General features: G+C 53.6%; 24 protein-coding genes. 10 read left to right on the plus strand and 14 right to left on the minus strand.

The annotated features are described in order from the left end of the window. Positions 1-140 precede the first annotated feature (140 nt). Entirely contained in the window at positions 141-1022 is an 882-nt protein-coding gene (locus tag C0977_RS06715) for a hypothetical protein (protein WP_101912847.1), read from the plus strand. 188 nt (positions 1023-1210) lie between these two features. Here C0977_RS06715 and C0977_RS06720 read toward each other — a convergent pair whose 3' ends face one another. Continuing rightward, on the minus strand, positions 1211-2824 hold the full coding sequence (locus C0977_RS06720; protein WP_101912848.1) for a gamma-glutamyltransferase family protein: 1614 nt from the start codon (positions 2822-2824) through the stop codon (positions 1211-1213). A gap of 144 nt (positions 2825-2968) precedes the next feature. Here C0977_RS06720 and C0977_RS06725 point away from each other — a divergent pair, with 144 nt between their 5' ends. Continuing rightward, the gene (locus tag C0977_RS06725; RefSeq protein ID WP_101912849.1) at positions 2969-3859 is read left to right on the plus strand and encodes a diacylglycerol/lipid kinase family protein; all 891 of its coding nucleotides are present in this window, start codon (positions 2969-2971) and stop codon (positions 3857-3859) included. A gap of 45 nt (positions 3860-3904) precedes the next feature. Here C0977_RS06725 and rpsR read toward each other — a convergent pair whose 3' ends face one another. The 6 genes from rpsR to C0977_RS06755 all read right to left on the minus strand — a co-directional run bounded on the left by rpsR (position 3905) and on the right by C0977_RS06755 (position 10050). Continuing rightward, positions 3905-4135: a 30S ribosomal protein S18 gene (gene rpsR / locus C0977_RS06730; RefSeq protein WP_023053149.1), complete on the minus strand. Its 231-nt coding sequence runs from the start codon at positions 4133-4135 to the stop codon at positions 3905-3907. A 45-nt stretch (positions 4136-4180) separates the two neighbouring features. Then, positions 4181-4615, minus strand: a complete 435-nt coding sequence (locus C0977_RS06735) for a single-stranded DNA-binding protein (protein WP_023053146.1) — start codon at positions 4613-4615, stop codon at positions 4181-4183. A gap of 16 nt (positions 4616-4631) precedes the next feature. Next, positions 4632-4916 (minus strand): 30S ribosomal protein S6, encoded by a 285-nt coding sequence (gene rpsF / locus C0977_RS06740; RefSeq protein ID WP_023053152.1) that lies wholly within the window; start codon positions 4914-4916, stop codon positions 4632-4634. 202 nt (positions 4917-5118) lie between these two features. Beyond that, positions 5119-6462 (minus strand): acetyl-CoA hydrolase/transferase family protein, encoded by a 1344-nt coding sequence (locus tag C0977_RS06745; protein WP_101912850.1) that lies wholly within the window; start codon positions 6460-6462, stop codon positions 5119-5121. Positions 6463-6648: 186 nt separating this feature from the next. After that, complete coding sequence (fusA, locus tag C0977_RS06750; RefSeq protein ID WP_023053121.1) at positions 6649-8724, minus strand: elongation factor G; 2076 nt, start codon at positions 8722-8724, stop codon at positions 6649-6651. 138 nt (positions 8725-8862) lie between these two features. Continuing rightward, a complete protein-coding gene (locus C0977_RS06755; protein ID WP_023053136.1) occupies positions 8863-10050 on the minus strand; it encodes a M20 metallopeptidase family protein in 1188 nt (395 codons plus the stop codon). A 131-nt stretch (positions 10051-10181) separates the two neighbouring features. Between C0977_RS06755 and C0977_RS06760 the strand changes: the two genes are divergently transcribed. The 7 genes from C0977_RS06760 (at position 10182) to C0977_RS06785 (ending at position 15791) form a co-directional block, all read left to right on the plus strand. Next, entirely contained in the window at positions 10182-11549 is a 1368-nt protein-coding gene (locus C0977_RS06760; protein ID WP_101912851.1) for an aminopeptidase, read from the plus strand. Positions 11550-11750: 201 nt separating this feature from the next. Continuing rightward, complete coding sequence (locus tag C0977_RS11160; RefSeq protein WP_234987593.1) at positions 11751-11915, plus strand: hypothetical protein; 165 nt, start codon at positions 11751-11753, stop codon at positions 11913-11915. Positions 11916-11996: 81 nt separating this feature from the next. Further along, entirely contained in the window at positions 11997-13220 is a 1224-nt protein-coding gene (locus C0977_RS06765; protein ID WP_234987594.1) for a HAMP domain-containing sensor histidine kinase, read from the plus strand. Next, entirely contained in the window at positions 13221-13904 is a 684-nt protein-coding gene (locus C0977_RS06770) for a response regulator transcription factor (RefSeq protein WP_101912852.1), read from the plus strand. 114 nt (positions 13905-14018) lie between these two features. Then, positions 14019-14630 (plus strand): hypothetical protein, encoded by a 612-nt coding sequence (locus C0977_RS06775; protein ID WP_101912853.1) that lies wholly within the window; start codon positions 14019-14021, stop codon positions 14628-14630. Positions 14631-14656: 26 nt separating this feature from the next. After that, a complete protein-coding gene (locus C0977_RS06780; protein ID WP_101912854.1) occupies positions 14657-15232 on the plus strand; it encodes a phosphatase PAP2 family protein in 576 nt (191 codons plus the stop codon). Further along, positions 15225-15791, plus strand: coding sequence for a class I SAM-dependent methyltransferase (locus tag C0977_RS06785; RefSeq protein ID WP_101912855.1), 567 nt, complete (start codon positions 15225-15227; stop codon positions 15789-15791). Before C0977_RS06780 ends, C0977_RS06785 begins: the two co-directional genes overlap by 8 nt. Here the strand turns inward: C0977_RS06785 and C0977_RS06790 are convergent. The 7 genes from C0977_RS06790 to iorA form a co-directional block, all read right to left on the minus strand. Then, positions 15781-16473 carry a response regulator transcription factor gene (locus C0977_RS06790; RefSeq protein WP_023053138.1) on the minus strand — a complete coding sequence of 231 codons (693 nt, stop codon included), beginning with the start codon at positions 16471-16473 and terminating at the stop codon, positions 15781-15783. The two genes, C0977_RS06785 and C0977_RS06790, sit on opposite strands and share 11 nt — an antisense overlap. Then, entirely contained in the window at positions 16470-17933 is a 1464-nt protein-coding gene (locus C0977_RS06795) for a sensor histidine kinase (RefSeq protein ID WP_101912856.1), read from the minus strand. Before C0977_RS06795 ends, C0977_RS06790 begins: the two co-directional genes overlap by 4 nt. A 321-nt stretch (positions 17934-18254) precedes the next feature. Then, a complete protein-coding gene (locus tag C0977_RS06800; protein ID WP_036242476.1) occupies positions 18255-19592 on the minus strand; it encodes an acetyl-CoA hydrolase/transferase family protein in 1338 nt (445 codons plus the stop codon). A gap of 37 nt (positions 19593-19629) precedes the next feature. Further along, the gene (locus C0977_RS06805) at positions 19630-20817 is read right to left on the minus strand and encodes a pyridoxal phosphate-dependent aminotransferase (protein ID WP_023053130.1); all 1188 of its coding nucleotides are present in this window, start codon (positions 20815-20817) and stop codon (positions 19630-19632) included. A 33-nt stretch (positions 20818-20850) separates the two neighbouring features. Beyond that, on the minus strand, positions 20851-22239 hold the full coding sequence (locus C0977_RS06810) for an amino acid permease (RefSeq protein ID WP_101912857.1): 1389 nt from the start codon (positions 22237-22239) through the stop codon (positions 20851-20853). A 37-nt stretch (positions 22240-22276) separates the two neighbouring features. Next, positions 22277-22852 (minus strand): indolepyruvate oxidoreductase subunit beta, encoded by a 576-nt coding sequence (locus tag C0977_RS06815; protein ID WP_023053120.1) that lies wholly within the window; start codon positions 22850-22852, stop codon positions 22277-22279. Between the two features lies 1 nt (position 22853). Beyond that, positions 22854-24638, minus strand: a complete 1785-nt coding sequence (gene iorA / locus C0977_RS06820; RefSeq protein ID WP_234987595.1) for an indolepyruvate ferredoxin oxidoreductase subunit alpha — start codon at positions 24636-24638, stop codon at positions 22854-22856. A 256-nt stretch (positions 24639-24894) separates the two neighbouring features. Between iorA and C0977_RS06825 the strand changes: the two genes are divergently transcribed. After that, complete coding sequence (locus tag C0977_RS06825; RefSeq protein WP_101912858.1) at positions 24895-26793, plus strand: sigma-54 interaction domain-containing protein; 1899 nt, start codon at positions 24895-24897, stop codon at positions 26791-26793. Positions 26794-26798: the final 5 nt, after the last annotated feature.

The following is a 26798-nucleotide window of genomic DNA, read 5'->3' on the forward strand; positions in this document are numbered from 1 at the left end:
AAGACACCTCCTTTCAGAATGCATCGTCTTTATTATAGAAATATAAATGACATATGTCAAATATCCTTAAAAAATAGCCATCACGGCGGCAAAAAGTATGATACAATTTGTATATACCCGCCGAATGAGGAGGTTTTTATATGAAAACATGGCAGATATATGCTGTAACGGCAGCCTTTTGGCTGGCAGTTCCGGGCGGTGCGACGTCCCTTGCCGCCGATACGGCGGTAACCGTCGTCACCGCGCCGTCGGCGACGGCAGCGACACAGCCAAAACGGCAGGGCGCCGTAACGGATCCGGCCGTCAACTTGCCGAAAGTTGACGACTATTATCTTACGAAAGGAACGACATACGCTAAGCTTACGGCGCGCATTGAACAGTTACCGGCAACGCTTACCGGATTGGATCAAGGGAGCGGAAAACACTATTACCGCGTGGACAAAGAACTTCGCGATAAATATTTTTATCGCGTCTGTACCTATGACGAGGCAACGCGGGAACGACTGGGCGAGTACCTGACGGCCAAAGACGGCACGAATGTCTGGCGTGTCCGCAGTGAAGGGGACACGCAGCTGATTTACGGGTCGGCGGCAACGTTATTGCAAAAAGTAAGGATACAGGCTGTTCCCGGGAAAATTCCGTTAGGTACGCAAGGCGCGTTGGCCGTAGCTGTACCCGGCAATGTACCCTGCGCGGTAGCGTTGCACAGCTTGAACGACGCCGTTGCCGCCGTTTCAAGTGACGGCGTCATCACGCCCGTTGCCTGTGGAAAAACGGCGATAGCGGCACAAATTACGGTCGGAAATCTGGTAAAAAATGATGTTGTCGATATTTTTGTCGTGCCGAAAGACTACTATACGCGTCTCCGGCAATCGCAAGCGTATTATCTTCCCGTTTTATTCGGCTGGGGATTTGGCTGGGATGACGATTGGCGTTGGCGTCATTCGCACCGCCATCGTATGAGTCCGCCGCCTCGCCGCGTGAGCCCGCCGCCGCATCATCGGGCGCCCCATCGCCGCTGACAGGACTGATGAAACTGCGGGTCGTTTGCGGATATGGGCGGGGCGCATCACTGTTGCGACAAATAGGGAGTGACGGTTTTTTGATGATATAAGGACGAAATAGTTGGACATAGCCGTTAAAAAAGGGCCGGCGCGATTGCAGCGCCGGCCTTCCCTATCTATTGACGGGCAGCTGTTGCGCCCGTAGCTTACCAGGCGGCGACGACGCCGTCGGCACGGGGTTCCGTAGCGCCTGTTAAGACGCCGTCTTCATTGCGCCAAATGATTTGTCCTCTGCCGTAAGGCAGGGGATCGGCATTGACGGAGACTTCGTGACCTCTGGCTGTGAGTCCGTCAATAAGCGCTTGCGGTATGCCCCGCTCGACTTCGATTTTCTTGCCGCCGAGCCATTGCCAACGGGGCGCGTCCAGCGCTGCCTGCGGATTAAGATGAAAGTCGATGGTGTTCATCAGCACTTGAAATTGTCCCTGCGGCTGCATGAAAGCTCCCATGACGCCGAAAGCGCCGACGGCATCGCCGTTTTTCGTGACGAATCCGGGTATGATCGTGTGGTATGACCGCTTGGAAGGTCCGACGCAATTGTCACTGGCCGTGTCGAGGCTGAAGTTGTTGCCTCTGTCGTTCAGGGAAATGCCGTAGCCGGGGACGACAATTCCGGAGCCGAAACCGGCGAAGTTGCTCTGAATGAGAGAGACCATGGTGCCGTCTTCATCGGCTGTACAGAGATAGACGGTGCCGCCGTTATCGGCATCGACTGGCTGTGGCAAAAGCGCGGCGGCGCCTATTTCACGGTAGCGTTTTTCGGCATAGGCATCGGCAAGGAGATCGGCTGTGTTCGTTTTCATGCAGTTCGGATCGGCGATATGGGTTTTCCCGTCTGTAAAAGCGAGCTTCATGGCTTCAATTTGTCGGTGCAGGGTGTCGACGGTATCGCGTTGGGCAAAGGTCATGCGGGACGCAATATTCAAAGCCATGAGGACGACGAGCCCCTGTCCGTTCGGCGGCATTTCCCAAATATCGTAACCGCGGTAGTTGGTGCAGATCGGGTCTACCCATTGCGGCTGATAAGCGGCAAGATCGCTTTGGCGCAGGAGACCGCCTGTTTGCAGAGAAAAGGCGGCGACGGCAGCTCCGATTGGACCGTCGTAAAGACTGCGGCAGCGGCTGGCGGCGAGACTGCGCAGCGTGCGGCCTAAGGCCGGCAATTTGAGCAGATCGCCGGGTTGGGCAGGCTTTCCGGTCGGATAAAAAACGGAAAAAAGGCCGGCAAAGGCGGGCTGCGCGCGAAAGTCGGAGAAGGCGTCCCATTCAGCCGCTAACATTGCCGCCAATGTCGGCATTACGGCATACCCTTCTTCGGCGTAGGCGATGGCGGCGGCAAAGAGCCGCTCGAAGGGCAGGCGGCCGAAGCGGTCATGGATTGCCGCCCACGCCGCCGGGGCGCCCGGTACCATGACCGGAAGCCAGCCCCGCAGCGGCATTGCGTCGTACCCGGCGGCTGTGACGCGGTCTCTGGTCAGCAGCGCCGGAGACGGACCGCTGCCGTTGATCCCGTGTAGCCTTCCGCCCGTCCAGATCAGCGCAAAAAGGTCGCTGCCGATACCGTTGCTCGTCGGTTCGAGAACGGTCAGGCAAATAGCCGTGGCCAGAGCGGCATCGACAGCGTTGCCGCCTTGTTTCAGCACATCGAGGCCGGCCTGTGCCGCCAAATGCTGCGACGTGCAGACCATTCCCTTGCGGCCGTAGACGACTTCGCGTCGCGACGGATACGGATACAGTCCGGCATGGTAGGAGAATGACATGATAATCCCTTCTTTCTGCGGTTTTTAGACATCTTCACTATAGCACAGGCCCTATGCATTTTACAATGTGGCTCTTCTCAAACGGGAAGGATACGGATATAATAAAATAATACGACGTCATTACCTTTGAGGAGGGGAATTTGATTGACTAAGGCCATCTTAATTGTCAATCCGACTGCCGGAAGAGAGCGGGCCAAATACCACAAAGAAAATTTATACGACCAGCTGCGAACGATGTTTGCAGAAGTGGAACTGCGGGAAACGGGCAAGGCGGGAGATGCTACGGAATGGGCCAGGGAAGCTTCTTTAGCCGGCTATGATGCCGTTTTTTGCATGGGCGGCGACGGGACGCTCAATGAAACGGTCAACGGCTTGGCGCAGGCCCGGCAGGAAATCAATTTCGGTTTTATTCCCATGGGTACGGTGAACGATTTGGCACGGGCGCTCCGCATTCCCCTTCATCCGGAAGCGGCGATCGCCATGCTGAAAAAGACGAAGACCGTAAAGGTCGATATCGGCAAAGTTAATGACCGGTATTTCGTCAATACCGTTGCTGCCGGCATTATGCCGGAAGCTGTCAGCAATGTGTCGATCGAGCAGAAAACGCGGCTTGGACCGCTGGCGTATTTTTTGACGGGACTGAAAGCGCTGCAGACGCACAGAGCGTCGCTTTTTAAGATTACGACGGAAAAGGGCGAATTTATTCATCGGTCGCCGCTGGTCATTGCCATGTTGACGAATTCGGTTGGCAGCTTCCGCAATTTGGCGCCGCAGGCTCGCGTTAACGACGGCAAGATCTGGCTGGCCGTTTTTAAGGATTTTACGTATTTGGATTTAGTCAAGACGGTGCCGGAAATCTTGGCCGGCATGCCTCTCAGTTCCGAATACATGTATTTATCGACAGTCTCCAAGGTGACCGTTTCGCTCATGGACCAGGAACCGCTGACCAGCAACGTTGACGGTGACGCCGGGCCGGCTTTTCCGTTGCGTCTCGAGATCCTGCCGTCCTTTCTCTCCGTGTATGTGCCCGCTTGAAGGACGAAATAAAAAAAGACCACCGTCAGATGGTCTTTTTTTGTCTTATTCCGCCGTATACGGGAGCAAGGCGATAGCGCGGGCCCGTTTGATGGCGATCGTAAGTTTGCGCTGATGTTTGGCGCAGACGCCGGAAACACGGCGCGGCAAGATTTTACCGCGTTCTGTCGTGAAACGGCGAAGTTTGGCAATATCTTTATAATCGATTTCATCAACATGATCGACGCAGAAGTTGCAAACTTTTCTTCTCGGTCTTCTTGAACGATCTCTTCTCATGTATAGTTTCCTCCCTCTAGAATATAAAAGGGATATTTGGCATGGTTAGAACGGGATTTCTTCGTCTGAATCACTGCCAAGGCCGTCAAACCCGCTTCCGGACGAGGCCGGACCCTGTTGCGGCGATGCCGGCTGGGCACTGAACTGACGGGAATCGCTTCCCAAGGTCTGCCCGACAAAGTCGGCGACGACTTCCGTGACGTACCGTTTTTGGCCTTCCGCTGTTTCGTAGGAACGAACGGAAATGCGGCCTTCGACGAACACACGGCTGCCTTTGGCGAGATTATTGCCACAGCTTTCTGCCAAATTACCCCAGGCAACACAAGGAATAAAATCAGTTAATTCGCGCTGTTCCTGGCTTCCTGCCGGCACGTACGTGCGTGTGCAGGCAACCGTGAATCTGGCGACAGCTTTGCCTGTTTTCGTAAAACGAATTTCAGGGTCACGGGCTAAATTGCCCATCAATTGTACTGAGTTCATGCCTTTGCGCCTCCGATTATTCGCCGATCTTAACGATTAAGTGTTTCAAAATTTCGTCACGGATTTTCATGACGCGGTCAATTTCGAAAATCGCAGACGGCTCGATTTCGAAGTTGATCAAGGTGTAATATCCGTCGTTCTGTTTTTTGACAGGATACGCGAGATGCCGTTTACCCCAGCGATCAACCTTTTCAATTGTTGCACCGTTCTTTGTCAGAAGATTGCTGACGAATTCGACGATCGGATCGACTTCAGCCTCTTCAAGCGGTTTTGCGATAAATATGACTTCGTACTTTTTCACGAAATCACCTCCTCTTTTGGACATATGGCCCTTCACGAAAAAAGGGCAGGAAGATGCCTGACCTAATCAAGCCTTTATATTTTAGCATAAGCGGAGGAAGAATACAAGGGCGGACACAAAGTCCGGGCCTGCACTGCGCTGCGGAGCAGGCAAAAAAAGCAGGTTGAGGAATCGTCCTCAGCCTGCTTCTTACAGCCCTGCCTCAGCGTTTGTTGCTGTAACGCCAGATATTCATGGCTTCCGCTTCCTTGATCAGTTCTTCGCGGAAGTCGGGGTGTGCGATGCCGATCAGTCTTTCGGCACGTTCCCAGGTCGATGCGCCCATGAGATTGACGATGCCGTATTCTGTAGCGACATAGTTTACCTGCGAGCGAGGATCCGTAACGGTCGTGCCCGGGATCAGTGTCGGACGGATACGGGATTCGGCTTTGCCCGTTTTCTTGTTCATAAAGGTTGAGCGCAAGGCGATGATACTCTTACCGCCTTTGGAACGATAAGCGCCGTCGGCAAAGTCAAGTTGACCGCCGCTGCCGCTGATATGTTTCGTACCGGATGATTCGGAAGAGATTTGCCCGAAGAGATCGAGCTCAATGCAGTTGTTGATGGAAATAAAGTTATCAATCTGCGCAATGACGCAGGGATCGTTTACATAATCGACGGGAAATGCTGCCAAGAAGGGATTGTCGTCAACCCAGTCATAGAGGTCCTGCGAGCCGACGGCAAAGGCCCAGACGGCTTTGTCTCTGTCGAGAGCTTTCAGCTTGTTCGTGAGACGGCCTTTTTTGTACATCAGATAGAAAGCGTCGACGAGCATTTCCGTATGCATGCCGAGGTCTTTTAGATCGGAATCGGCGATCATGGCGCCGACAGAATTCGGTAAACCGCCGACGCCGAGCTGCAGCGTAGCACCGTTGGGGATTTCGTTGACGACCAGTTTGGCGATGGTCTGGTCGATTTCGTCACCCGTTGTAAAGGGAATCGTCGGCATCGGGATGTTGCCGGCTTCAACGATCGCGTCGACATCGGAAATATGGATGTGTTCACCACGGCCGCCTAAGGCGCGAGGCATTGCTTCGTTGACTTCGACGATGACTTTTTTTGCTTTTTTGGTGATCTGTTCAGTGGCGGAGATGTTCAGCCCGAAGTTGAAGAATCCGTTTTTGTCCATCGGCGCTACGGTGATCATGGCAACGTCCACGTCGAGGAGATCGCGGTATATGGACGGTTCGTTGCGGTAACACATGGGAATGAAGTTATTCAGCCCTTTTGCGCATAACTTGCGGTCATACCCGCTCATGTGCCAGTTCATGAAGGTAAAGGTTTCACGAGTCGGATCGCATTCTACGATTTCACGAGGCGCAAAAGAGAAGGAACCGCGCACTTTAATGTCCTTCAGTTCGCCTTTGCGTTTGGCCAGGGCCTTATCCAGTAAAATCGGTTGCGACGTAGCCATTCCGTAGTCTACCCATTCGCCGGAACAAACGACCTTTACGGCTTCTTCCGGAGTCGTCAGCTTTTGGCGGTACATATCTGTCCATTGAGACATTTCTTTTCACCAAACCTTTCTGTGATTAATAAAACGATTAAGTTCTGTATTTCACATATTATTATAAAACTTTTGGTACATATATACAAGAAAGAAATGCCTTTTAATCATACTTTAAATGCATAAGCCAATGAAAATTCCCGGCATATTTTCGAATCATATGCCGGGAAAACGTGAGAGGAGGACTTATTCTTCTGATTCGGTAGCTGCTTTTTCAATGATTTCGTCCATCGTCTTTTTCGGTACTTCTTCATAAGCGCAGAAGGTCATGTTGAAGGTGCCTTTGCCTTGGGTCATGGAGCGCAGCACCGTGACATAGCCGCTCATTTCGGCCAGGGGAACCTGGGCTTTGACGACGATAATGCCGTTGCGGTTGCGATGATGTTCCATGCCGAGGATGCGGCCGCGACGGCCGCTGAAATCGCCCATGACGTCACCCATGAATTCTTCGGGTACGACGACATCGACATTGTAAATCGGTTCAAGAATAGCCGGTTTGGCATCGGGGACGCCTTTTTTCAACGCTTGCGCCGCAGCGACCTTAAAGGCCATTTCCGACGAGTCGACAGGATGATAGGAGCCGTCTGTCAAGGTTACTTTGACGTTGATCATGGGGTAGCCTGCCAGCAGCCCTTTGGCCAGAGTTTCTCGAACGCCTTTTTCAACGGCAGGAATATATTGGCGCGGTACGGCGCCACCGAAGATGGCGTCGACAAATTCAAATTCCTCGCCGTTCGTCAGCGGCTCGATTTGGAGGAAAACATGGCCGAATTGCCCGTGGCCGCCGCTTTGTTTCTTATGCTTGCCTTCTACTGTAACGGTACCGCGGATCGTTTCGCGATAAGGAATGTAAAGTTCCTGCTGAATTGCTTTGACGCCGTATTTCCGTTCCATTTTATTCATGATGTGGTCGAGGTGAACGTCACCCATGCAGCGCAGCAGGACTTGGTGGCCTTCCGTATCTTTCGTGACCTGGCACGTCGGATCTTCTTCGCCGATGCGGTTCAGCGCATTGGTGAGTTTTTCTTCTTCGCCTTTTTTCTCCGGTACGAGGGCTACCGTGTGGAGCGGTTGCGGGAAGCGGATGGGATCATATTCGACAGGCGCTTCTGCAGTGGCGAATGTGTCGCCCGTACGGGCGTTGGACAACTTCGGGATTACGACGATGTCGCCGGCAGTCGCTTTTTCGACGGGAACCTGTTCTTTGCCGACGAGCGTGAGAAGCTTGCCCGGTTTTTCTTCCTTATCCTGGGTGACGTTGTACAGTTTGTCGCCGTCTTTCAATTCACCGGAGAAGATGCGCAGGTAGCTCAGCTTGCCAGCGAAAGGATCGATCAGCGTTTTGAAGACAAAACCGGTAAAGGGTTTGTTCGGGTACATCATGACGGGATCGCCTGTTTTTTTATCCGTGCCCATCATGACTTTCTGTGACGCGTCGGGCATGTAGCGAATGATACGGCCCAAGAGTTCCGTCGTGCCGATATGGTAGGTGGCGCTGCCGCACATGACAGGGCAAACGCGCCCCGTGAGCATGCCTTGCCGCAGTCCTTGCCGCAATTCCTCCAAGGTCAGTTCCTGGCCGTCGAGATATTTTTCCAGCAGTTCGTCGTCGCCTTCGGCGGCGGCTTCCATGCACATTTCGCGTACTTCGCGGGCTTTGGCCATGTATTCAGGCGGCACTTTTATTTCTTCCGCCTTGCCGTTTTTCCATTCCCAGGCAATCATCTTGCAGACGTCGATAATGCCGCGGAAATCGTTGCCTTCACCGATCGGTATCTGCAAAGGCATGATTGATTTGCCGAAGACGGCGCGCATTTTTTCGAGGCAGCCGAAAAAGTCGGCGTGTTCGGCATCCATTTTGTTGACATAGACCATGCGCGGCAGCTGCAGTTCGATACCGTAATCCCAGGCCCGTTCCGTATCCATTTCAACACCCGATTCGGCGGAAACGACCAGCAGGATGCCGTCGCTGGCTCGCAGCGCGGCGCGGACTTCGCCGCAAAATTCCGAATACCCCGGCGTATCGAGGAAATTCAGCTTGTAGCCCTGCCATTCGCAGGGCGCGATGCCTAGTTGAATCGTCACGTTCCGTTTGATTTCTTCCGGTTCGAAATCCATGATGTGTTTGTTATCCTTGCCTGTACCGACACCGGATACGGCGCCGCAGGCGAGAAGCAGGGATTCAACGACTGCCGTCTTGCCGGCACCGTCATGAGAGAGTACAGCTACGTTACGGATTTTATCGCTTGCATATTCTTTCATCAATAAATCGCCTCCTATGAATCACGTTACTTATATGATTCGTTATGCTGAGGTGATTTTCCTTTTTTTGCGAAATAATATTTTTAAAAGCGAAGCCGCCTCTGCGGCGTAAAATAAAACTGCAACGCGATCGGTGTTTTACTTTTTTAAAGCCGCCAAGGCCAGAGCCGACAGCATTTCGACGCCGACGGGCAGACAGTCTTCGTCGAGACTGAAGCGCTCGTTGTGCAGCGGGTATACGACGGCGCCGGGAGCCGTCGCGCCGAGCCAGAAAAAGGCGCCGTCATACACTTCCAGATAACCGGAAAAATCTTCTGCCGTCATGGCCGGCTCGGTGATTGCCGGCAACGCTTCTTCGCCGAAGCGTTCGGCGGCGACGGCGGCGGCGAAGGCCGCCTGTTCCGCACTGTTGACGACGGCGCCGTAGCCTTTTTCGTAAGCTAGCTCGCTTTCGGTTCCGTAGATCGTGTCGAAGCCTCGGATCAGGTTCTGCAAATGTCCTTCAATCACGGCTTGTGTTTCCTTGTCATAGGTCCGGCAGGTACCTTCGATGACGACTTCGTCGGCCATGATATTGTAGCGCGTGCCGCCGGTGATTTTACCGAACGTGAGTACTGCCGGCGCCAGGGGATTGATCTTGCGGCTGATGCTGTCTTGCGCGGCGGAGACGAAGCGGCAGGCGGCGACGACGGCGTCGATTCCCTTGTGCGGCATGGCGGCATGACTGGCTTTGCCGCGGATGGTCACGGTCAGGCGGTCGGATGCGGCCATGAGAGGGCCGGCTTTGACGCCGATTTGGCCAGTCGGCAGCGTCGGCCAGACATGGAGTCCGTAGATGGCGTCGATGCCGTCGAGGACGCCGGAGGCGACGATGCTTTTGGCGCCGCCGTGCGGCGAATTTTCTTCAGCCGGCTGGCAGACGAAAATGATGTCGCCGTCAAAGGTGTCGCGCAATTCGTTGAGGACATGGGCCGCGCCCATGAGAATGCTCATGTGGCCGTCATGGCCGCAGGCGTGCATTTTGCCGGCATGGCGTGAGGCAAAGGGAAGTTCCGTCGCTTCGCTGATCGACAGGGCGTCCATATCGGCTCGCAAGGCGACCGTTCGTCCCGGTTTTCTGCCGTGCAGCGTACCGATCAGGCCGTTGCCGCCGATGCCGGTTTTGACGTCGAGGCCGAGTTCTTTCATTTCCGCCGCCAGGAGCGCCGCCGTCTGATACTCTTCATTCGATGTTTCCGGGTGAGCGTGGATCGTACGTCGCAGGACGCGAATCCGCTCTGCATATTTTTCTACTAATTCCCGTAACTTATCTTTTTTTACCGTCATGGAGATCCCCCCGAATCCTCTTCCCTTTTTGTGAGATTATACTATAATTAACTATATATAAGTACCGATATCGGATGACAGCAGGTACATTATTGAGAAATTGATTAATTATACCATGGAGGAGAAATTTTATGAAGAGCTATGATAAAAAAAATAACGTTTGGGCCCGTTTTTCTGAAACAGAGCGGGTTCAGATGGAAGAATACAGTAAAAATTACCGTCTTTTCCTGGATACGGCGCGGACGGAGCGGCTGGCCAACAGGGAGATTATCGGCCAGGCGGAAAGCGCCGGGTTCCGGCCTTTTGACCGTTTTACGGAGCTTCACGCCGGTGATAAGGTTTACTGGAACCAGAAAGACAAATCGGTCATTCTGGCCGTGATCGGCACGGAGCCCATCGAAAAGGGCATGAAGATCGTCGGTTCCCATATCGACTGCCCCAGGCTGGATCTTAAAGCGGTTCCCGTCGTCGAACAGAACCGGATCGTTTATTTCAAAACCCACTATTACGGCGGTATTTTAAAGTACCAATGGGTCTGCCGGCCGTTAAGTCTCAGCGGCGTCGTTTATACGGCCGACGGCGGCAAGATCGACATTTCCATCGGTGACGCGCCGGACGATCCCGTTTTTTATATTAACGACTTGTTACCTCACCTCGGCAAGGATCAGGCGGCCAAAAAATTGAATGAGGCTATTGAGGGCGAAATGCTGATGCCTATTGTCGGCATCAACGGCACGGAGGAAAAGACAAAGCCGGCGATTTTGGCGCTGTTGAAAGAAAAGTACGGCATTGAAGAAGAGGATTTTGCCAGTGCCGAACTGGAAATCATTCCCGCCCAGAAGAGCCGTGACGTGGGCCTTGACCGTTCGATGATCATGGCCCACGGTCATGATGACCGCGTTTGCTCTTATGCCAATCTGGCGGCCATCCTTGATGCCGGAGCCGGTGCGAGGACGCAGGTCGCCCTTTTTGCCGACAAAGAAGAAATCGGTTCCGTCGGCAATACGGGCGTTCAGTCTTCGTATTTTCTCGACTTTACGGCAGAGCTTTTGGCGCTGCAGGGGCGGCAAGAGTCTCTTTATCTGCGCCGCGCGCTGCGTCGCAGCGAAGTTCTTTCGGCTGATGTCTGCGCCGCCCTCGATCCCGTTTTTCCGGCGGCGTATGAAGAAGACAATGCGGCCAGGCTGGGCGGCGGGATCTGCCTCTGCAAATACACGGGGGCTCGCGGCAAGGCCGGCAGCAACGACGCCAACGCCGAATTTTTAGCGAAAGTCCGGCAGATTTTCAATGCCGCCGGCGTGCCTTGGCAGACCGGCGAGCTCGGCAAGGTGGACCAGGGCGGCGGCGGAACGATCGCCTATATTATGGCCGACTGGGGTTGTGACGTCGTCGACTGCGGCGTAGCGATGCTCAGCATGCATGCCCCGCTCGAACTTGTGGCCAAAGCCGATGCGTACAGCGCCTATTTGGCATATAAAGCGTTTTTTGAAAGCAAGTGAAGAGGATAGCTTTGAGGAGAGTGTGGTTCTGCCGTGGACAGCGGGACGACATTCTTTTTGCAATATGTTTACCATTTCTTTAACTTCGGTTTAGAAAAAGAAAAGGATGTTCGATTATACTGAAGAAGGACGTATCGTTGCCGGCCCGCCGTCAGTCACGCGGTCCGAGGAACGATACCGTAGGGAAAGGATGTGATTGTCGTGAACCTGCGCATAGGAGATATGCCGTTGCGCCGCCGTCTCTTTCTGGCCAATTTCCTGATGGTCGTCATACCGGTGGCGCTGCTTTTTCTGCTCGGTACGGGGATTTTTGCCGTTTTTCAGTTTTCTGGAATTGTACCGCCGCGGGCGTTGGCTATTTTGTAGCCGGAAAAAGGGCCGGAGCTGCTGGTCCAGTTTTCCGCGGCGTCGCTACGCGACAAGGCGGAGCGTAAAGACGGATTTCGCTTGAAAGATATAGCGGAGGACTGCGCCTTACTGGAAGATATGGGTGTTCGCGTGTTAATCGAGAAAGAAGGACGGCTCGTTTATGCTTCGCCGGGAGCGGCGGCTCTGCAACGCGGCGAAAACGGGACGTCGTCGCAGGCTGCCTGGCAGGATGAAGACTTTACGTTCCGCTATACCGCCAAAAATAACCCTATCCGCATAATCGCCGCCGGAACCGTCAGAGAAGGGGAATTTCTGGGTCTCACGGGAAAGCGGATCCGACAGGGCGCCGAAGTGATCTTTATCATTATTATCGGGCTGGCTATTATCCAGATCATCGCTGTCGGAATCTATTTGTCGCGCCTTTTGTCGGACCAGATTCTGAATCCGTTGGCGGCGTTGCAGGATGCGACGGTGGAAATCTGTCGCGGCAATTTGAACCAGCCTTTGCCGGCAGCCGCACAAGATGAGATCGGCGCCGTTTGCAAAGATTTTGAGCAAATGCGGCTGAAGCTTCTGGAAGCGCAGCAGCGGCAGGAGACATACGAGGAAAACCGCAAGATCATGATCGCCGGCATTTCTCATGACCTAGCGACGCCGCTGACGAGTTTGAAAGGGTATGCCAGCGGTATACTGGACGGTATTGCGAAAACGGAGGAAAAGCGCCGCCATTATGTGGAAAAAATCGTGCAAAGTGCCTGCACGTTAGAAAAATTGGTAGAAAGCTTGTCGGTCTTTTCCAAACTCGATTTGGGGCAGACGGCTTTTTGTCTCGTGCCGGTATCGCTGCGAGACTATTTTGCCGACTATGTCGGCGAGCGGCGGGAGGCGCTGGCGGAAAAGGGGCTCCTGTTATCGCTGCGAAATACGGATGAAAGCGTGACAGTACAGATTGACAGAGTACAATTCGAACGGCTTGTCGATAATATTTTATCGAACAGTTTGAAATATAAGCAGGCGGAATTCGTTCACGTAGAGATTGCCTTGACCTGCAAGGGAGAAGACGTCGTTCTGACCTTTGCCGATGACGGCGCCGGCGTCGCGGCGGAAGAATTGCCGGCGCTGTTCGACACGTTCTATCGAACCGATGCGGCGCGCAGCAACGTTGCCAAAGGCAGCGGCCTGGGACTGGCTATTGTCCGGCAGATTACGGAAGCCATGGGCGGCAGAGTCCGGGCGGAACGGTCCGTTGCAGGAGGGCTGGCGATTGTCGTTGTTCTGCCGCTGGAGAAGGGGGAAGCATAGATGAAGATTTTGATCGTAGAAGACGACAGTAATATTTTTGAATTGGAACGGGACTATCTGGAGGCCAACGGTTTTACGGTCGCTCATGCCGTTAACGGGGAAGAAGGCTTGCGGCAGGCGCTGGACAGCAGCGTTTCCCTCGTCATCCTGGACATCATGCTGCCCGGACTTGACGGGTTTCATATTTGCCGCGAATTGCGCAAAGAACGGGATATTCCCGTCATCATCGTCTCCGCCAGGCGGGAAGAGATCGATAAGGTTCGCGGCCGGGGACTGGGCGCCGATGACTATATGGTGAAGCCTTTCAGCCCCGGCGAGATGGTTGCCAGGGTCAAAGCGCACTTGGGACGGTACGAACGCCTGACAAAAGCCGTACCCGAACAGCAGGTGATCAGCGTCAGAGGGTTGGAAATACAGCCCGATGCCTATCGGGTCTTTCGGGACGGAGAGGAGATCAGATTGACGCATAAAGAGTTCGAACTCCTGCTTTTCATGGCGAAAAATGCCGGTATCGTTTTCAGCAAAGACCGCCTGTTCGAGAAGATCTGGGGCTTTGATGCCGCCGGCGACAATGCGACGGTCATGGTACATGTCAATCGCCTTCGGGAGAAGATCGAGCCGAATCCGCAGGAACCGATATACATTCAGACCGTGTGGGGCGCAGGCTATCGATTTGCCCTTTAATCGTTTGGAAAACGTAAGCAAAGCTTTTTTGTTTTGTTAACGATTGTTTAGAACTGGTCTGTATACTCTGAAGCGTAAAAACAAATCATTGTTCTCGCCAAGGAGGAATAGATCATGAAAAATATTACGGATAAGCAAAACATACAGGACGCTGCAGAACAGGTAAAAAAAGTTTGTACGAAAAAGGTAATGAAACGAATTGCCGCCGTACTTGTCGTTGTCGCTATCGCGGCAGGCGGCGGCGCCGCCTGGAAGCACCATCAGAAAGATGTGGAAAAGACGCAGGCCGTCGCGGCGCAGACGAGAATCGTCGCGCTGGAAGCGGAAAAGAAAGGCCTTGTCCTGCTGGATGAAGGAAAGATCCGATCCTTAACGGCGCAAGCGCTCGGTCTTGATGAAAATAACGTGACTTACGGCAAAATTGCGTTGCGCGATTCCGTAGGAGGAGCAAAGAAGGATACAGACAAGGAAGAAAAACATGCAAAGCATGAGGGCAAGAAGAAAGGCGGCGAACAACGCCGGGACGAACAGACGTTGCGGCAGAATCCGGTAACAGGCGACACACAGCCTGTGACGGCAGCGCCGCAGGCAGTTCCGGCAGCAGCCGTAAACAGCAAGCCCTCTTTCCGGCCGATTTATGACATTTCGTGCAAGAGCGACAGCGTGAAATACAAGATACAGATTGACGCTGTTACCGGTGAAGTATTGCATATCGATGTCGCCTGATTGATTCGGCAGAAAGAGGACACGTCATGGAAATGATTCAATTGGCAGATACGCAGATATTGTTCTGGATACAGAACCATCTCGTATATTCGCAGCTGACGCCGGTCATGATCGGCGTCAGCTACCTGGAGTACCTTTGGGTAGCGATCGGGATCGGACTGATCCTGCGTCCGGCTACGCGCCGTCTCGGCTATATTCTTTTTGCCGCGCTGATCGGCAGCGTCATTATCGGGCCGGGGGTGTTGAAGCATCTGGTCATGCGCGTCAGGCCTTGTTTCGTCTATCCTGATGTGATGACGGCGGTGCAGGTCGCGAGCGCGTCGGACTATTCGTTTCCGTCCGGTCATTCGTTGGCTTCTTTTGCCTCGGCTGCCGTCTTATACGCCGGCCTGGGGCGGCGCTATGGCATTGCGGCGTTGATAACGGCCGGCGCTGTGGCCTTTTCCCGCCTTTATCTGTTTGTGCATTATCCGACAGATGTTTTGGCCGGCGCCGTCTTGGGAGTCAGCATCGGCAGTGTCGTCTGGCAGGTTTCGAAGCGCCTCGGCAACCGTTTTCGGCAGCTGTTTACGGTACAGCAAGGGAGGATTCGTCATGAGTGAGCGATTTCAGTTCTTTAAAAAGTTTTTGCAGGCGCCGCGTAAAATCGGCAGCTTGACGCTGAGTTCCCGGTATTTGACGGAAAAGATGTTCCAAGACGTACCGTGGCAAGAATTGCGCACTGTCGTTGAACTGGGGGCGGGGACCGGTGTGTTTACGCAGTATATAGCGGCTCATAAGACCGGACAATGCCGTGTCGTCGTCATTGAGCAGGACGATGTTATGCGGCGGCAGCTGATGCGGACGTATCCGGATTTCCTTTATGGAAAGGAAGCGGCGTCGCTGCCGGAGATTCTGCGATACTACGGGCTGACAGATGCGGATTGCATCATTTCGGGACTGCCCTTTGCCGTATTCGGAGAAGAAGAGCGGGAAGCGGTGCTGCAGGCTGTAGATCATTCCCTTGCCGCCGGCGGGCTCTTTGTCGCCTATCAATATTCCACGCAGATGTATCGCCGGTTTCACCGTGTTTTTCCGTCTGTACGCCTTTCCTTTACCTTACATAATTTGCCGCCTGCCGTTATTTACACGTGTCGGTCCTTCCACCCGCTTACGGTTTGAATTTATAACCGACACCCCAGATCGTCAGGATGTGGACCGGATTGGCCGGATCCGCTTCGATGGCTTCGCGGATCCGGTTGATATGAACCGGTACGGTGGCGGTATTGCCGAGAGAGTCCATACCCCAGATGCGATCGTAAAGCGTGTCGCGGCTAAAGACGACGTCGGCGTTGAGCATTAAGAATTCCAGCAGGGAGAATTCCTTGTTCGGCAAGTTTTTTTCGATGCCGTCGACGAAGACGGCATGCGTGTCCCGGTGCAATTCCACGGCGCCGAAGCGGATGACCGTTTTGGCATGCGCCGCCGCGCCTTTCAGACGGGCGTATTGAGCCAGATGGGATTTTACCTTGGCCACGAGGACGGTCGGTGAAAACGGTTTTTCGATATAATCGTCGGCGCCGAAGCCGAGACCGCGAATTTTATCGATATCTTCCCGCTTCGCCGTGACCATGACGATGGGAATGTCGATTACATCGCGCAGAGCCCGGCAGACCTTGAAGCCGTCCGGTCCGGGCAGCATGACGTCAAGGAGAATCAAGTCGTAGGCGCCGTTTATCGCGGCGCTGATGCCGGCGTCGCCGTTAGTAACGATGGTGACGTCGTAGTTGTTCATGGCCAGATAATCTTTTTCAATATTGGCAATATCTGAATCATCTTCAATAATCAGAATTTTTTCGTTCATTTACGGACCGCCTCCTTTTGCGGAAAGGTAATTGAAACGGCGAGGCCGTGTGGCTGTACGGCGGCAAACTGCGTGTGGCCCCGCATTTTGGCGGCGGCCTTGGTGACGATGGAAAGACCGAGGCCGCTGCCTTTGGCAACGTCGCTGCGGGCCCTGTTCGTTCGGAAAAACAGGGCCGACAGCTTGGGCAGGTCTTCGACGGCGACGCCGGGGCCGTCGTCGGTGACGGAAAGCGTTGCCGCAGCGTCTGTGACCGCGGTGGTGATGACGATGTGTACCGTATCCGCCGTTTTATAGTTGATGCTGTTGGCGATCAGATTTGTGAGGATCCGTTCCAAGAGCGCGGCGTCGCCGTCAATGCGCGCAGTCGGATCGAGGACCGTTTCGATGACGGCTCCTTTTTGTCGCCATTCCGCTTCGTTTGCTTCCAGGAGCCCTGTGACGACCTGGCTTAGCGCCAGCGGCTGAAGCTCCGTTCCGAATGTAGGCAGGTCAAGCTTCGAAAACATGAAGAGTTGATCCAGCATGCGGTCCATGTCGTCGGCTTTCCGCCTGATCGTCTGCAAATACCGTTCCTGCTGTTCCGGTGTCCGGGCGACGTGGTCGAGGAGCCCTTCGACGTAAGCCTTGATGGATGTCAGCGGCGTGCGGAGATCGTGAGAGATGCTGGCGAGCAGTTCCTTCCTGGCCGACTCCGCCGCGGTCTGCGCTTCCAGAGAATGATGCAGTGCGGCGGTCATGACATTGAACATGGCGAGGGGCTTTTCGAATTCATCATGCGCCGTATGATGAAGCTGTACCTGTAAATTGCCGTTTTTGATTTCTTCGGCGCCGTCTTGTAACTTTTGCAGCGGCGGCAGGATGTGGCGCATGATAAAGTGAGACAGGAAAATAATGGTCAGCAGCAAAATCAGCACGAAGGAGATCAAAATGACCCAAAGGCCTTGCCGCGTCGCGTTCTCTATGGCGCGGTCCGTACTGTAGAGCATCTGTTTGCTGACCATACAGAGCGTATAAGGGCTGCCGGTTATCGTGCCCGTTTCATAGTAATAGCATGTCGTCGGTGTCGTTTCCGTATATACTTCTTTCTTACCCGTCGCTGCCGCCGCCTTGCCGGCAATATGCGCCGTTAAAGGGTGCAGCGTTTTGTCGCCGTACGTATAAAAGGGCCGGCCGTCTTTAGTCGCAAGGATATACGACTGCTTCGGTTCGAGAATATGCAGCAGCCACGTCATATTTTCCTCTTGCGACGGGTCGCCTTCCATTGCGCGGAGCAAGATGTGATGCACTGCCTGAGAAATATAATTGAATTGCGGCGTCGATTCCACGGCGACGTGATTATTGCTTTGCGAGAATTTCCAGAGCCCTGCGGCGATCGTTACCAGGACGACGACTGTCATCAGGATCGGTACGATGAACACCAGCAGATGGGACAAGATGAGTCGTTTTTTGATCGTCATATAACTCCCCTCCGTAAATTTATGATACACTAAATTTTAACTTTTGTTTAATATTTGTTTCAAGTATCATTATATTTTTCTGACAAAATAAAGGGGCCTTCTGTAGAGAAGGTAAGGCGATACGTTCTGCCGGTGAGGGGCGCAAAACTTCCGAACTCCCAAACTCCCGCGCCTCTTCCGGCAGAGGGTATCTGTTTTTTTGTCTGCCAGGCAGCCGCAGCGCTGCCTTTAAACGCGAATAAACGAACAAAGCCCTGCCGTGATTACACGGCAGGGCTTTGTTCGTTTATGGGGTGGAAAAATGGTGAATGCTGATTGGTACTATCTTTTATTGCTCTTCCGCCAGATTCGCTGGGCTTCGGCGGCCTTGATCAGCTCTTCGCGGAAGTCGGGATGAGCCAGAGAAATAATTTTCTCCGCCCGTTGCCACGTCGCCAGTCCGTTGAGTTCGGCAATGCCGTACTCCGTTACCATGTATGGCGCCTGGGTTCGCGGCGTCGTAATAACATCGCCTTGCGTAAAGTACGGCAAAATGTTGGAATGGCGAACGCCTTTTTTGTCGACGTACATGGACGGCATGGCCAGGAAGGCCCGACCGTGTTCCGCGGCATAGGCGCCGGTAACAAAGTCAAGCTGTCCGCCTGTACCGCTGATCTGCCGCGTGCCGGAAGATTCGGAACAGATCTGTCCGTACAGATCCATGGCGATGCAACTGTTAATGGAGATAAAGTCGTCGAGTTCGGCGATGACGGCGGGATTGTTGACGAACGCCATCGGCGCCGACAGAATCGCCTGATTGCAGTCGAGGAACGCATACAGCTCAGGCGTTCCCATACAGATGGAGAAGACGCCTTTATGGCGGTTGAGCACTTTCTTTTTGTTCGTGATCTTGCCGGCTTTGTAGAGTTCCAGATAGCCGTCGCTCATCAGTTCCGTGTGCATGCCCAGGTCTTTCAGATCCGATGCGGCAATAAGAGCGCCCAGGGCATTGGGCATGCCGCCGATGCCGAGCTGTAAAGTCATGCCGTCGTGCAAATAAGGGAAGATATGTGCGGCGATCTGCTGATCGATTTCGCTGGGCGCGCGGTTCGGCAGCGTGGCCAGCGGCACGTCGCTCTCGACGACGTAATCGACATCGCTAATATGGATGTGGTCATTGGCGATGCCGCTGATGACGGGCATGTTCCGATTGACTTCGACGATGATCGTCTGCGCCGCGTCAAGCAATTCCTGCTGGCAGCAGTTGGTCAGGCCGTAATTGAAATTGCCGTTCTTATCCATCGGCGCGACGGTGACCATGGCGACATCGACGGGAGCCGTGCCGCGCGTATAATAGGAGCCGCAGTTGCGGAAAAGCATCGGCGCGTGATAGGCCAAGCCCTTGTCCAGATAGGAGCGATCCAGGCCGGAGCAGTGCCAGAGGTTGTACGTGAAGGCCTGATGCTCACGATCGTTTTCGACGACCTGTACTTTTTTGGTCGAAATAGCGTGGCGGATCTTGACGTCCGTCAATTCATCGCGGCGCCGGGCCAGCGCGGCGTCGAGACTTTCGGGAAAGGAACAGCACTGGCTGTAATCGACCCAGTCACCGGATTTGACGGCCTTTACGGCTTCTTCGGCGGTGACCAGTTTTTGCCTGTATTCTGCATGGAAATCCATTGCATCACCTGATTTCATAAGAATGTAGCGCCTTTTTTCAACGGTAGCTGTCCATCAGCTTTTGGAATACCGGCAGCGACCGTTTGATCATTTCCGGGTCGACGCAGTAGGAAATGCGGACATAGCCGGGGCAGCCGAAGCTGTCGGCCGGAACGATCAGGAGATTCAAGGCTTTCGCCTTTGCGGAGAAGCTGTTGGCGTCGGCTTCCGGCGATTTCACGAAGAGATAAAAGGCGCCGCCGGGGTAAACGCAGTCATAGCCCATTTCCTTCAAACCGTTGTAAAGAAGACGGCGATTGCCGTCGTAAATGGAGATATCCGAGGTCCGGCCCAGGCACCGCAAGACGACATCCTGGAAGAGATGAGGCGCGCAGACGAAGCCCATCGAGCGTCCGGCGCCGCAGACTGCCGTGTAAACGGCTTTGCTGTCGGCGGCACAATCGGGAACCAGGATATAGCCGATGCGTTCGCCCGGCAGGGAGATCGATTTGCTGTAAGAATAGCAGATGATCGTGTTGCTGTAATACTTGGGCACGTAGAGGATGGGCAGGCCGTCGTAAATAATTTCTCTGTACGGTTCGTCGGCGATCACGTAAATGGGATGGCCGACTTCTTTCGATTTTTTGGTCAGCAGGACGCTCAGCGCTTCGTACGTTTCCGAAGCGTAAACGACGCCTGACGGATTGTTCGGCGAGTTGATGATAATCGCCCGCGTCTGCGGGGTAATCGCCTTTTCCAGCAAGTCGAGAGAAATCTGGAATCGGTCGGTGTCGGGCGGAATGATGACTGTCTTGGCGCCGGCGTTGGCGATGAATGCCGTATATTCCGGGAAGAACGGCGCGATGACGATGACTTCGTCGTCGGGCGATTCGACCAGGGCTTTCAGCGTAATCGTCAGCGAGGCGGCGGCGCCGCAGGTCATGTAGAAATTATCGGCTGATACGCGCGCGTCGTAGGTCTTGTTCATATAGTCTGCCAGCCCTTTGCGGACGGCTGTGTCGCCGGCTGCCGCCGTATACCCGTGAACGGCGACGGACGGACGGGAAGAGACGATGTCGATGATCGCCTGGCGAACGTCTTCCGGCGCCGGTACCGTCGGGTTGCCGATGCTGAAGTCGAAGACGTTTTCCGCGCCTACTTTGGCGGCCTGTTCCTGGCCGTAAGTGAAGAGTTCACGGATCACGGAACTTTGCGAACCGAGCCGGTACATTTCTTGTGAAGCCATATTGATCACTCCTATATCATATTTTCCCTTTTATTATACCTCAGGATGATTGTTTATGACACTGTGCTTATGACCGTAGGCCACATAGATGATCAGGCCCAGAATGGACCAAAAGACGAAGAGCGCCAGCGTGTGCCAGGAGAGCTGCGTGAAGATAAAGGCGCAGAAAATAAATCCCAAAGGCGCGATGATATGGACTGCAGGGCAGCGGAAGGCACGCGGTTTGTCGGGATAGATGCGGCGCAGGACGATGATGCCGACGCAGGAGCAGAGGAATGCGAAAATCGTGCCGGCGCTGCAGGTTTCGGCGACGATCTGGATCGGCGTGAAGCCCGTGATGCAGGCGACGAGAATGCCGACGATAATTTGGATCTTATAGGGCGTATGGAACTTCGAGTGAACCTTGTACAGCGACATCGGCATCAAACCGTCGCGGCTCATGGAATAGAGCGCGCGGCTTTGCGCGAAGAGCATCATCAGGACGACTGTCGAAAGGCCGCAAAGAGCGCCGGTGCCGACGATGGCCGAGCCGGCGTGCATGCCGATGTATTCCAATACATAAGAAGCCGGCGCCGCCGTGTTCAGCATTTGATAAGGCACGACGCCCGTCATTGTGGCGCAGACGGCGATATACAAAATCGTACAAATCGTTAAGGCAGAAATGATGCCGATCGGCATATCCCGTTTCGGATTTTTCGTTTCTTCAGCCGCCGTCGACAAGGCGTCGAAGCCCAAGTAGGCAAAGAACAGGACGGCTGTCCCTGCCGTTACGCCTTTCCAGCCGAAGGGCAGGAAGGGATCCCAGTTGACGGGATCGATATGGGGGGCTGCAAAGAAGAGGAAAATGAAGATCGTGCCGATTTTGATGAATACGAGAATCTTGTTTACTCTGGCGCTTTCCCTGACGCCGATGACCAGCAGCAGCGTAGCCAGGAGCACGACGGCGGCGGCAGGCAAATTCACGATGCCGCCGTCTGCCGGCACCATAGTCAGCGCTTTCGGCAAATCGATGCCGCAGGAGTGAAGGATGCCGACGAAGTAGGCGGACCAGCCGCCGGCAACGGCGCTGGCGCCGACGGAGTATTCCAGAATCAGGCTCCAGCCGACCCACCAGCCGAAGATTTCTCCTAAAGACGCATAGGCATACGTATACGAGCTGCCGGCGACAGGTAAAAAGGACGCCAGTTCCGAATACGCAAGACAAACAAAAGCGCAGGTCACGCCGGCAAGAACGAAGGACAACATCAGCGCCGGTCCGGCGTACTTGGCGGCGCCGATGCCGGTCAGGACGAAGATGCCCGTGCCGATGATGATGCCGAGGCCCATCAAGGTTATATCCATGGCTCCCAACGCTTTCGTCAATTTCTTTTCCTGCGTTGTTGCCATCAGTTCATCAAAAGATTTCCGTCTGAAGAACGTCATAATTGGTTCATCCCCTCTCGAAAGGACAGATAGTTCATTATACTGCGTTGAAGCCTAACGCAAAGGCTTGTAAATTGAGATCGATAAATTTCGGTTTGACCGTTTTGGCGATGATCGCCTTCCAGTCGATATCCGTCAGATCCAAGGCTTTAATCAGGGCGCCGAGGAGAACGATGTTGGCGCTCTTCGGGTTGCCAATGTCCGTTGCAATCTTTGTAGCGTCCAATTTCAGTACCGTCGCTCTCTTTTCCAGCTCTTCTATAATTGTCGTCGGATATTTCCGGGCTCCCGACAAGATCGGCATGGACGGGATGCGGTACGTGTTGACGACGATCTTTCCGTCGGGCTTCATGAACTTCGCATAACGGGCGGCTTCCATTTCCTCAAAAGACACGAGCAGGTCTGCCGCGCCTTCGCCGATAATCGGCGAATGGACCTTGCTGCCGAAGCGGACTTGGGTGCTGACGCTGCCGCCGCGCTGGCTCATGCCGTGAACTTCCGACATTTTTACATCATAGCCGTTTTCGATCAGGCCGATCGTCAGGATCTTACTGGCTAAAATCGTTCCTTGGCCGCCTACGCCGACAAACAATACGCTTTTTACGTCATTCATCTTAAAGGACCTCCTTCCGGGAAATAGCACTCACAGGGCAGACTTGCGCGCAGACGCTGCAGCCGACGCAGTCGGCGGCGGAGATGGACGACTTCTTCTTTTCGTCATCAAAACGCAGTGCCGGACAGCCGGTGGAAAGACATTTCTTACAGCCGATGCATTTCTCTTGATCGACGACGAAAATACGATTGTCAATGGCAAATTCTTCCAGGTCTTCTTTCGAGAATTTTTTCAAGACGCAAGGCCATCTGGTAATGATGACCGACGGGGCGTCTGTAATGGCGTAAGCCCAGTCCAGCGTTTCTTTCATCGCTTTCAGGTCCAAGGGATTGACGGTGCGTATGTTTTTGATTCCCAAGGCGCTGACGACGGCTTCCAGATCAATCAGCGTCGTCGGATCGCCTTTGATGTTGTAGCCGGTGCCGGGATTTTCCTGATGGCCGGTCATGCCGGTAATGCGGTTGTCCAAGATGACGCAGATCGTATTGGACCCGTTATACGCAACTTCCGTCAGCGAATTGATGCCTGTATGGAAGAACGTCGAATCGCCCATGACGGCGACGACGCGCTTATCCTGATGGCTCCGTTCAAAACTGTGTACCATGCCGTGGCCGACGGAAAAGGCGCTGCCCATACAAAGGGCGATGTCCTTGGCGTTCAGCGGTTCGGCTCCGCCCAAGGCATAACAGCCGATATCGCCGATCATGACGGTGTTTTTACGTTTGCTCAGTTCATAAAAGAAACCGCGGTGAGGACAGCCGGCGCATAAAGTTGGCGGCCGCGGTACGAGCAGGTCGTCCGGTACGTCGACGCCCTTACTTTCTTCGTGCAGAATGCCCTTGGCGATGATATTCGGATTCAGCTCGTCAATCTTGGGGATGACGTCTTTTCCGTGGCAGGCGATGCTGGCCTGGCGGATCTGTTCTTCCATATACGGATCGAGTTCTTCAATGACGTACAACTCGTCAACGGCTTCGCTGAATTCTTTGATCTTTTTCAGCGGCATCGGGTAGGTCAGGCCGACTTTGAAATACGAAGCATTTTCGCCGAAGACCTCTTTCGCGTACGTGTATGCGGCGCCGGCAGCGACGATGCCGATTTTTGTGGAGTTCATTTCCGTGCTGTTCCACGGACAGATTTCCGTGTACTCTTTCAGCTTTTCTTCCCGTTCTTCAACGACGTAACGGCGGACCTTGGAAACGGCAGGAACGGCATCCATCCGTTCGCGGTGTTTTTCATACAGGACCGGGGAGACTTCTTGGCGAACGCCTTCTTCGACGAGGCTCTTCGAGTGACAGACGCGTGTCGTCATACGCAGCATGACGGGAACGCCGAATTTTTCACTCAAGTCATAGGCGCCTTTCGTCATGTCGAGACATTCCTGCGAGTCCGACGGTTCCAACATCGCGATCTTGGCAAATTTGGCGTAATTGCGGTTGTCCTGTTCGTTTTGGGAAGAATGCATGCCGGGATCGTCGGCGGAAACGAACATGAAGCCGCCGTTTACAGCGAGATAGGAGAAGGTGAAAAGCGGATCGGCGGCCACGTTGACGCCGACCATCTTCATTGACGCAAAGGAGCGGACGCCGGCCATGGAAGCGCCGATAGCGGCTTCCATGGCTACCTTTTCGTTGGGAGCCCATTCGGCATAAACTTCATCGTAAGCGGAAATGTTTTCCAGTATTTCCGTACTCGGCGTACCGGGATAAGCGGAAGCGAAAGAAACGCCTGCTTCGTATAAACCTCTGGCGACGGCTTCATCTCCTGTCATTAGTTTTTTCATCATAAACAGCCTCCTTGCTTTAAATATAAATATAAATACCATAAAAACATAAAAAGAAAACGAAAAAATCATTCAGGCAATGATATATAAGAAATTTTCGGGCCAATTATAGAAATACAGGTTTTACCTTATGTTTACCAAAAAGCATAACAGAAATAACTGCAACTTATGTAAAAAAAGTAGACAATATTTTACTGACAGGGTTTACTTTGCTACAATAGAAGCATACGAGAACTGGTACGGGTAGGGGATGATAATCATGGAAAAAATATCATTTTTGTTAGCCGATGAAATATTAAAAAAAGAAGTTGAGCAGATTCTCTGGATTTACCGGTCGGAGCAGGAGAAGATCGACATCCGGACGGAAATCGGGATTATCGACTTGGAGCATATTGAAAAACAGGCGCAGGACATGATTGCCGGCGGTGCGCAGGTTATTATTACGAACAGCGGTTCCCACTCGATTCTCAGCCGCACGATTACGGAAGTGCCGATCCTTTGTCTGTACAGCTCGACAAGCGATACGCTTTACACGCTTCATCAAGTGGCGTCGTATAATACGATTCATCTGCTGCTGAATAAAAATTTTATTTTTAATGCCGAGCTCTGTTCCGACGATATCAAGAAGAAGCTGAAGATCCACAGCTCTTACAGTGTCGATACGACATATCATGAATTGCGGACCATTGTCAACCGAATTCCCGTCACTTCCGACGCCGTCCTTGTCGGCTGCACGCTGTTGCCGCAGATCGCCAATACGCCGCTGCCGATTATGCCGATCAGGCCCAGTGAATCAGCTATCCTTTCTGTGTACCAATACGCCTGCGAATTGATATCCTTCAAGCGACAAGGGCAAAACTGGGGCGCCATGATCAGCGCCGTCCTGGAAAACTTCAACGACGGCATCATCATTTGTGACGCCGCCGGAAAAATATACCATATCAATAAGATGGCCAAACGCTTTTTAAAGACGGCAGGCAATCCGGGTTACCTGCGCGACGTCTTGCCGGGCATCCTGGAAGAGGGGGCGGGGCCGCAGCAACTGAAGGAAAAGATCGTGACCTTGGCCCCGTACACGCTGGTCATTACGACGTCGACTTTTCGCGTCGATCGGGACCAACATTATGCGCTGAATATCCGCGACGTTACGGAACTGCAACATCTGGAAAAACATATTCGGTACAAGTTGTCCAAAACGGGTCTCCAGGCGCAGCATCACTTTTCCGATATCAAGACGATCAACGACGGCATGAAAAATATCATTCACACTGCCGCGACGATGGCGACTTACGATGCGCCGGTGTTGATCCAAGGTGAAAGCGGCACGGGTAAGGAACTGTTTGCGCAGAGCATTCATAACCACAGCCCGCGGCGTAACGGCCCTTTCGTCGTCGTCAATTGTGCGGCGCTGCCGTCCGATTTGTTGGAAAGTGAACTTTTCGGCTACGTCGGCGGCGCCTTTACAGGCGCCCGCAAAGAAGGCAAGGCGGGGCTTTTCGAGCTGGCCCATAACGGGACGATTTTTCTCGATGAGATCAACAGCATGTCGCCCAATATTCAGTCCAAACTGCTGCGCGTTCTGGAAACGAAAGAAGTCATGCGCATCGGCTCGGACTATATCATTCCCTTGGATATCCGCGTTATTTCCGCCAGCAATGCCGATATTATGCAGGCCGTTTTATCCGGGGCGTTTCGCCGTGACCTGTTTTTTCGTTTGAATACGCTGACGCTGAATCTGCCGTCTCTAAATGAGCGAAAAGAAGATATCGTTTATTTATTCGCCTTTTTTATGGAAAAAATTTCCGGAAAGAAGGGGCGGGGAAAAGCCGTTCCGCCGCAGCTGCAAAACGCCCTGGAACGGCATCGTTGGTGGGGAAATATCCGCGAACTGCACAGTGTAGCCATGCGGTATCATATATTCAGCGACAGTTGCAGCGACGATTACGGCGAGCTCTTTGACGATGTGAAACAGCCGGCGTCGGTGACCGGGACGCTGCGCCATGACGAGATGGTCCCCGATTTGGACATGAAAAAACTACAGGCTTCTTTCCAGCAATTAGTCATTCAGGATCTGTTGGATCAAGGCTATACCAAGGTTCAAGTTGCTAAGATTCTGCATCTGAGCCGTCAGACTCTGTTTAACAGGCTGAAACAATGAGTGCG

Source organism: Megasphaera vaginalis (ex Bordigoni et al. 2020) (assembly GCF_900240295.1).
GTDB lineage: Bacteria > Bacillota > Negativicutes > Veillonellales > Megasphaeraceae > Megasphaera > Megasphaera vaginalis.

Coding starts and splice junctions, on each gene's coding strand:
- C0977_RS06715 (WP_101912847.1), top strand. CDS start 141: ATGAAAACATGGCAGATATATGCTGTAACGGCAGCCTTTTGGCTGGCA.
- C0977_RS06720 (WP_101912848.1), bottom strand. CDS start 2,824: ATGTCATTCTCCTACCATGCCGGACTGTATCCGTATCCGTCGCGACGC.
- rpsR (WP_023053149.1), bottom strand. CDS start 4,135: ATGAGAAGAGATCGTTCAAGAAGACCGAGAAGAAAAGTTTGCAACTTC.
- C0977_RS06735 (WP_023053146.1), bottom strand. CDS start 4,615: ATGAACTCAGTACAATTGATGGGCAATTTAGCCCGTGACCCTGAAATT.
- C0977_RS06745 (WP_101912850.1), bottom strand. CDS start 6,462: ATGTCTCAATGGACAGATATGTACCGCCAAAAGCTGACGACTCCGGAA.
- fusA (WP_023053121.1), bottom strand. CDS start 8,724: ATGAAAGAATATGCAAGCGATAAAATCCGTAACGTAGCTGTACTCTCT.
- C0977_RS06755 (WP_023053136.1), bottom strand. CDS start 10,050: ATGACGGTAAAAAAAGATAAGTTACGGGAATTAGTAGAAAAATATGCA.
- C0977_RS06760 (WP_101912851.1), top strand. CDS start 10,182: ATGAAGAGCTATGATAAAAAAAATAACGTTTGGGCCCGTTTTTCTGAA.
- C0977_RS06770 (WP_101912852.1), top strand. CDS start 13,221: ATGAAGATTTTGATCGTAGAAGACGACAGTAATATTTTTGAATTGGAA.
- C0977_RS06775 (WP_101912853.1), top strand. CDS start 14,019: ATGAAAAATATTACGGATAAGCAAAACATACAGGACGCTGCAGAACAG.
- C0977_RS06780 (WP_101912854.1), top strand. CDS start 14,657: ATGGAAATGATTCAATTGGCAGATACGCAGATATTGTTCTGGATACAG.
- C0977_RS06785 (WP_101912855.1), top strand. CDS start 15,225: ATGAGTGAGCGATTTCAGTTCTTTAAAAAGTTTTTGCAGGCGCCGCGT.
- C0977_RS06790 (WP_023053138.1), bottom strand. CDS start 16,473: ATGAACGAAAAAATTCTGATTATTGAAGATGATTCAGATATTGCCAAT.
- C0977_RS06795 (WP_101912856.1), bottom strand. CDS start 17,933: ATGACGATCAAAAAACGACTCATCTTGTCCCATCTGCTGGTGTTCATC.
- C0977_RS06800 (WP_036242476.1), bottom strand. CDS start 19,592: ATGGATTTCCATGCAGAATACAGGCAAAAACTGGTCACCGCCGAAGAA.
- C0977_RS06805 (WP_023053130.1), bottom strand. CDS start 20,817: ATGGCTTCACAAGAAATGTACCGGCTCGGTTCGCAAAGTTCCGTGATC.
- C0977_RS06810 (WP_101912857.1), bottom strand. CDS start 22,239: ATGACGTTCTTCAGACGGAAATCTTTTGATGAACTGATGGCAACAACG.
- C0977_RS06815 (WP_023053120.1), bottom strand. CDS start 22,852: ATGAATGACGTAAAAAGCGTATTGTTTGTCGGCGTAGGCGGCCAAGGA.
- iorA (WP_234987595.1), bottom strand. CDS start 24,638: ATGATGAAAAAACTAATGACAGGAGATGAAGCCGTCGCCAGAGGTTTA.
- C0977_RS06825 (WP_101912858.1), top strand. CDS start 24,895: ATGGAAAAAATATCATTTTTGTTAGCCGATGAAATATTAAAAAAAGAA.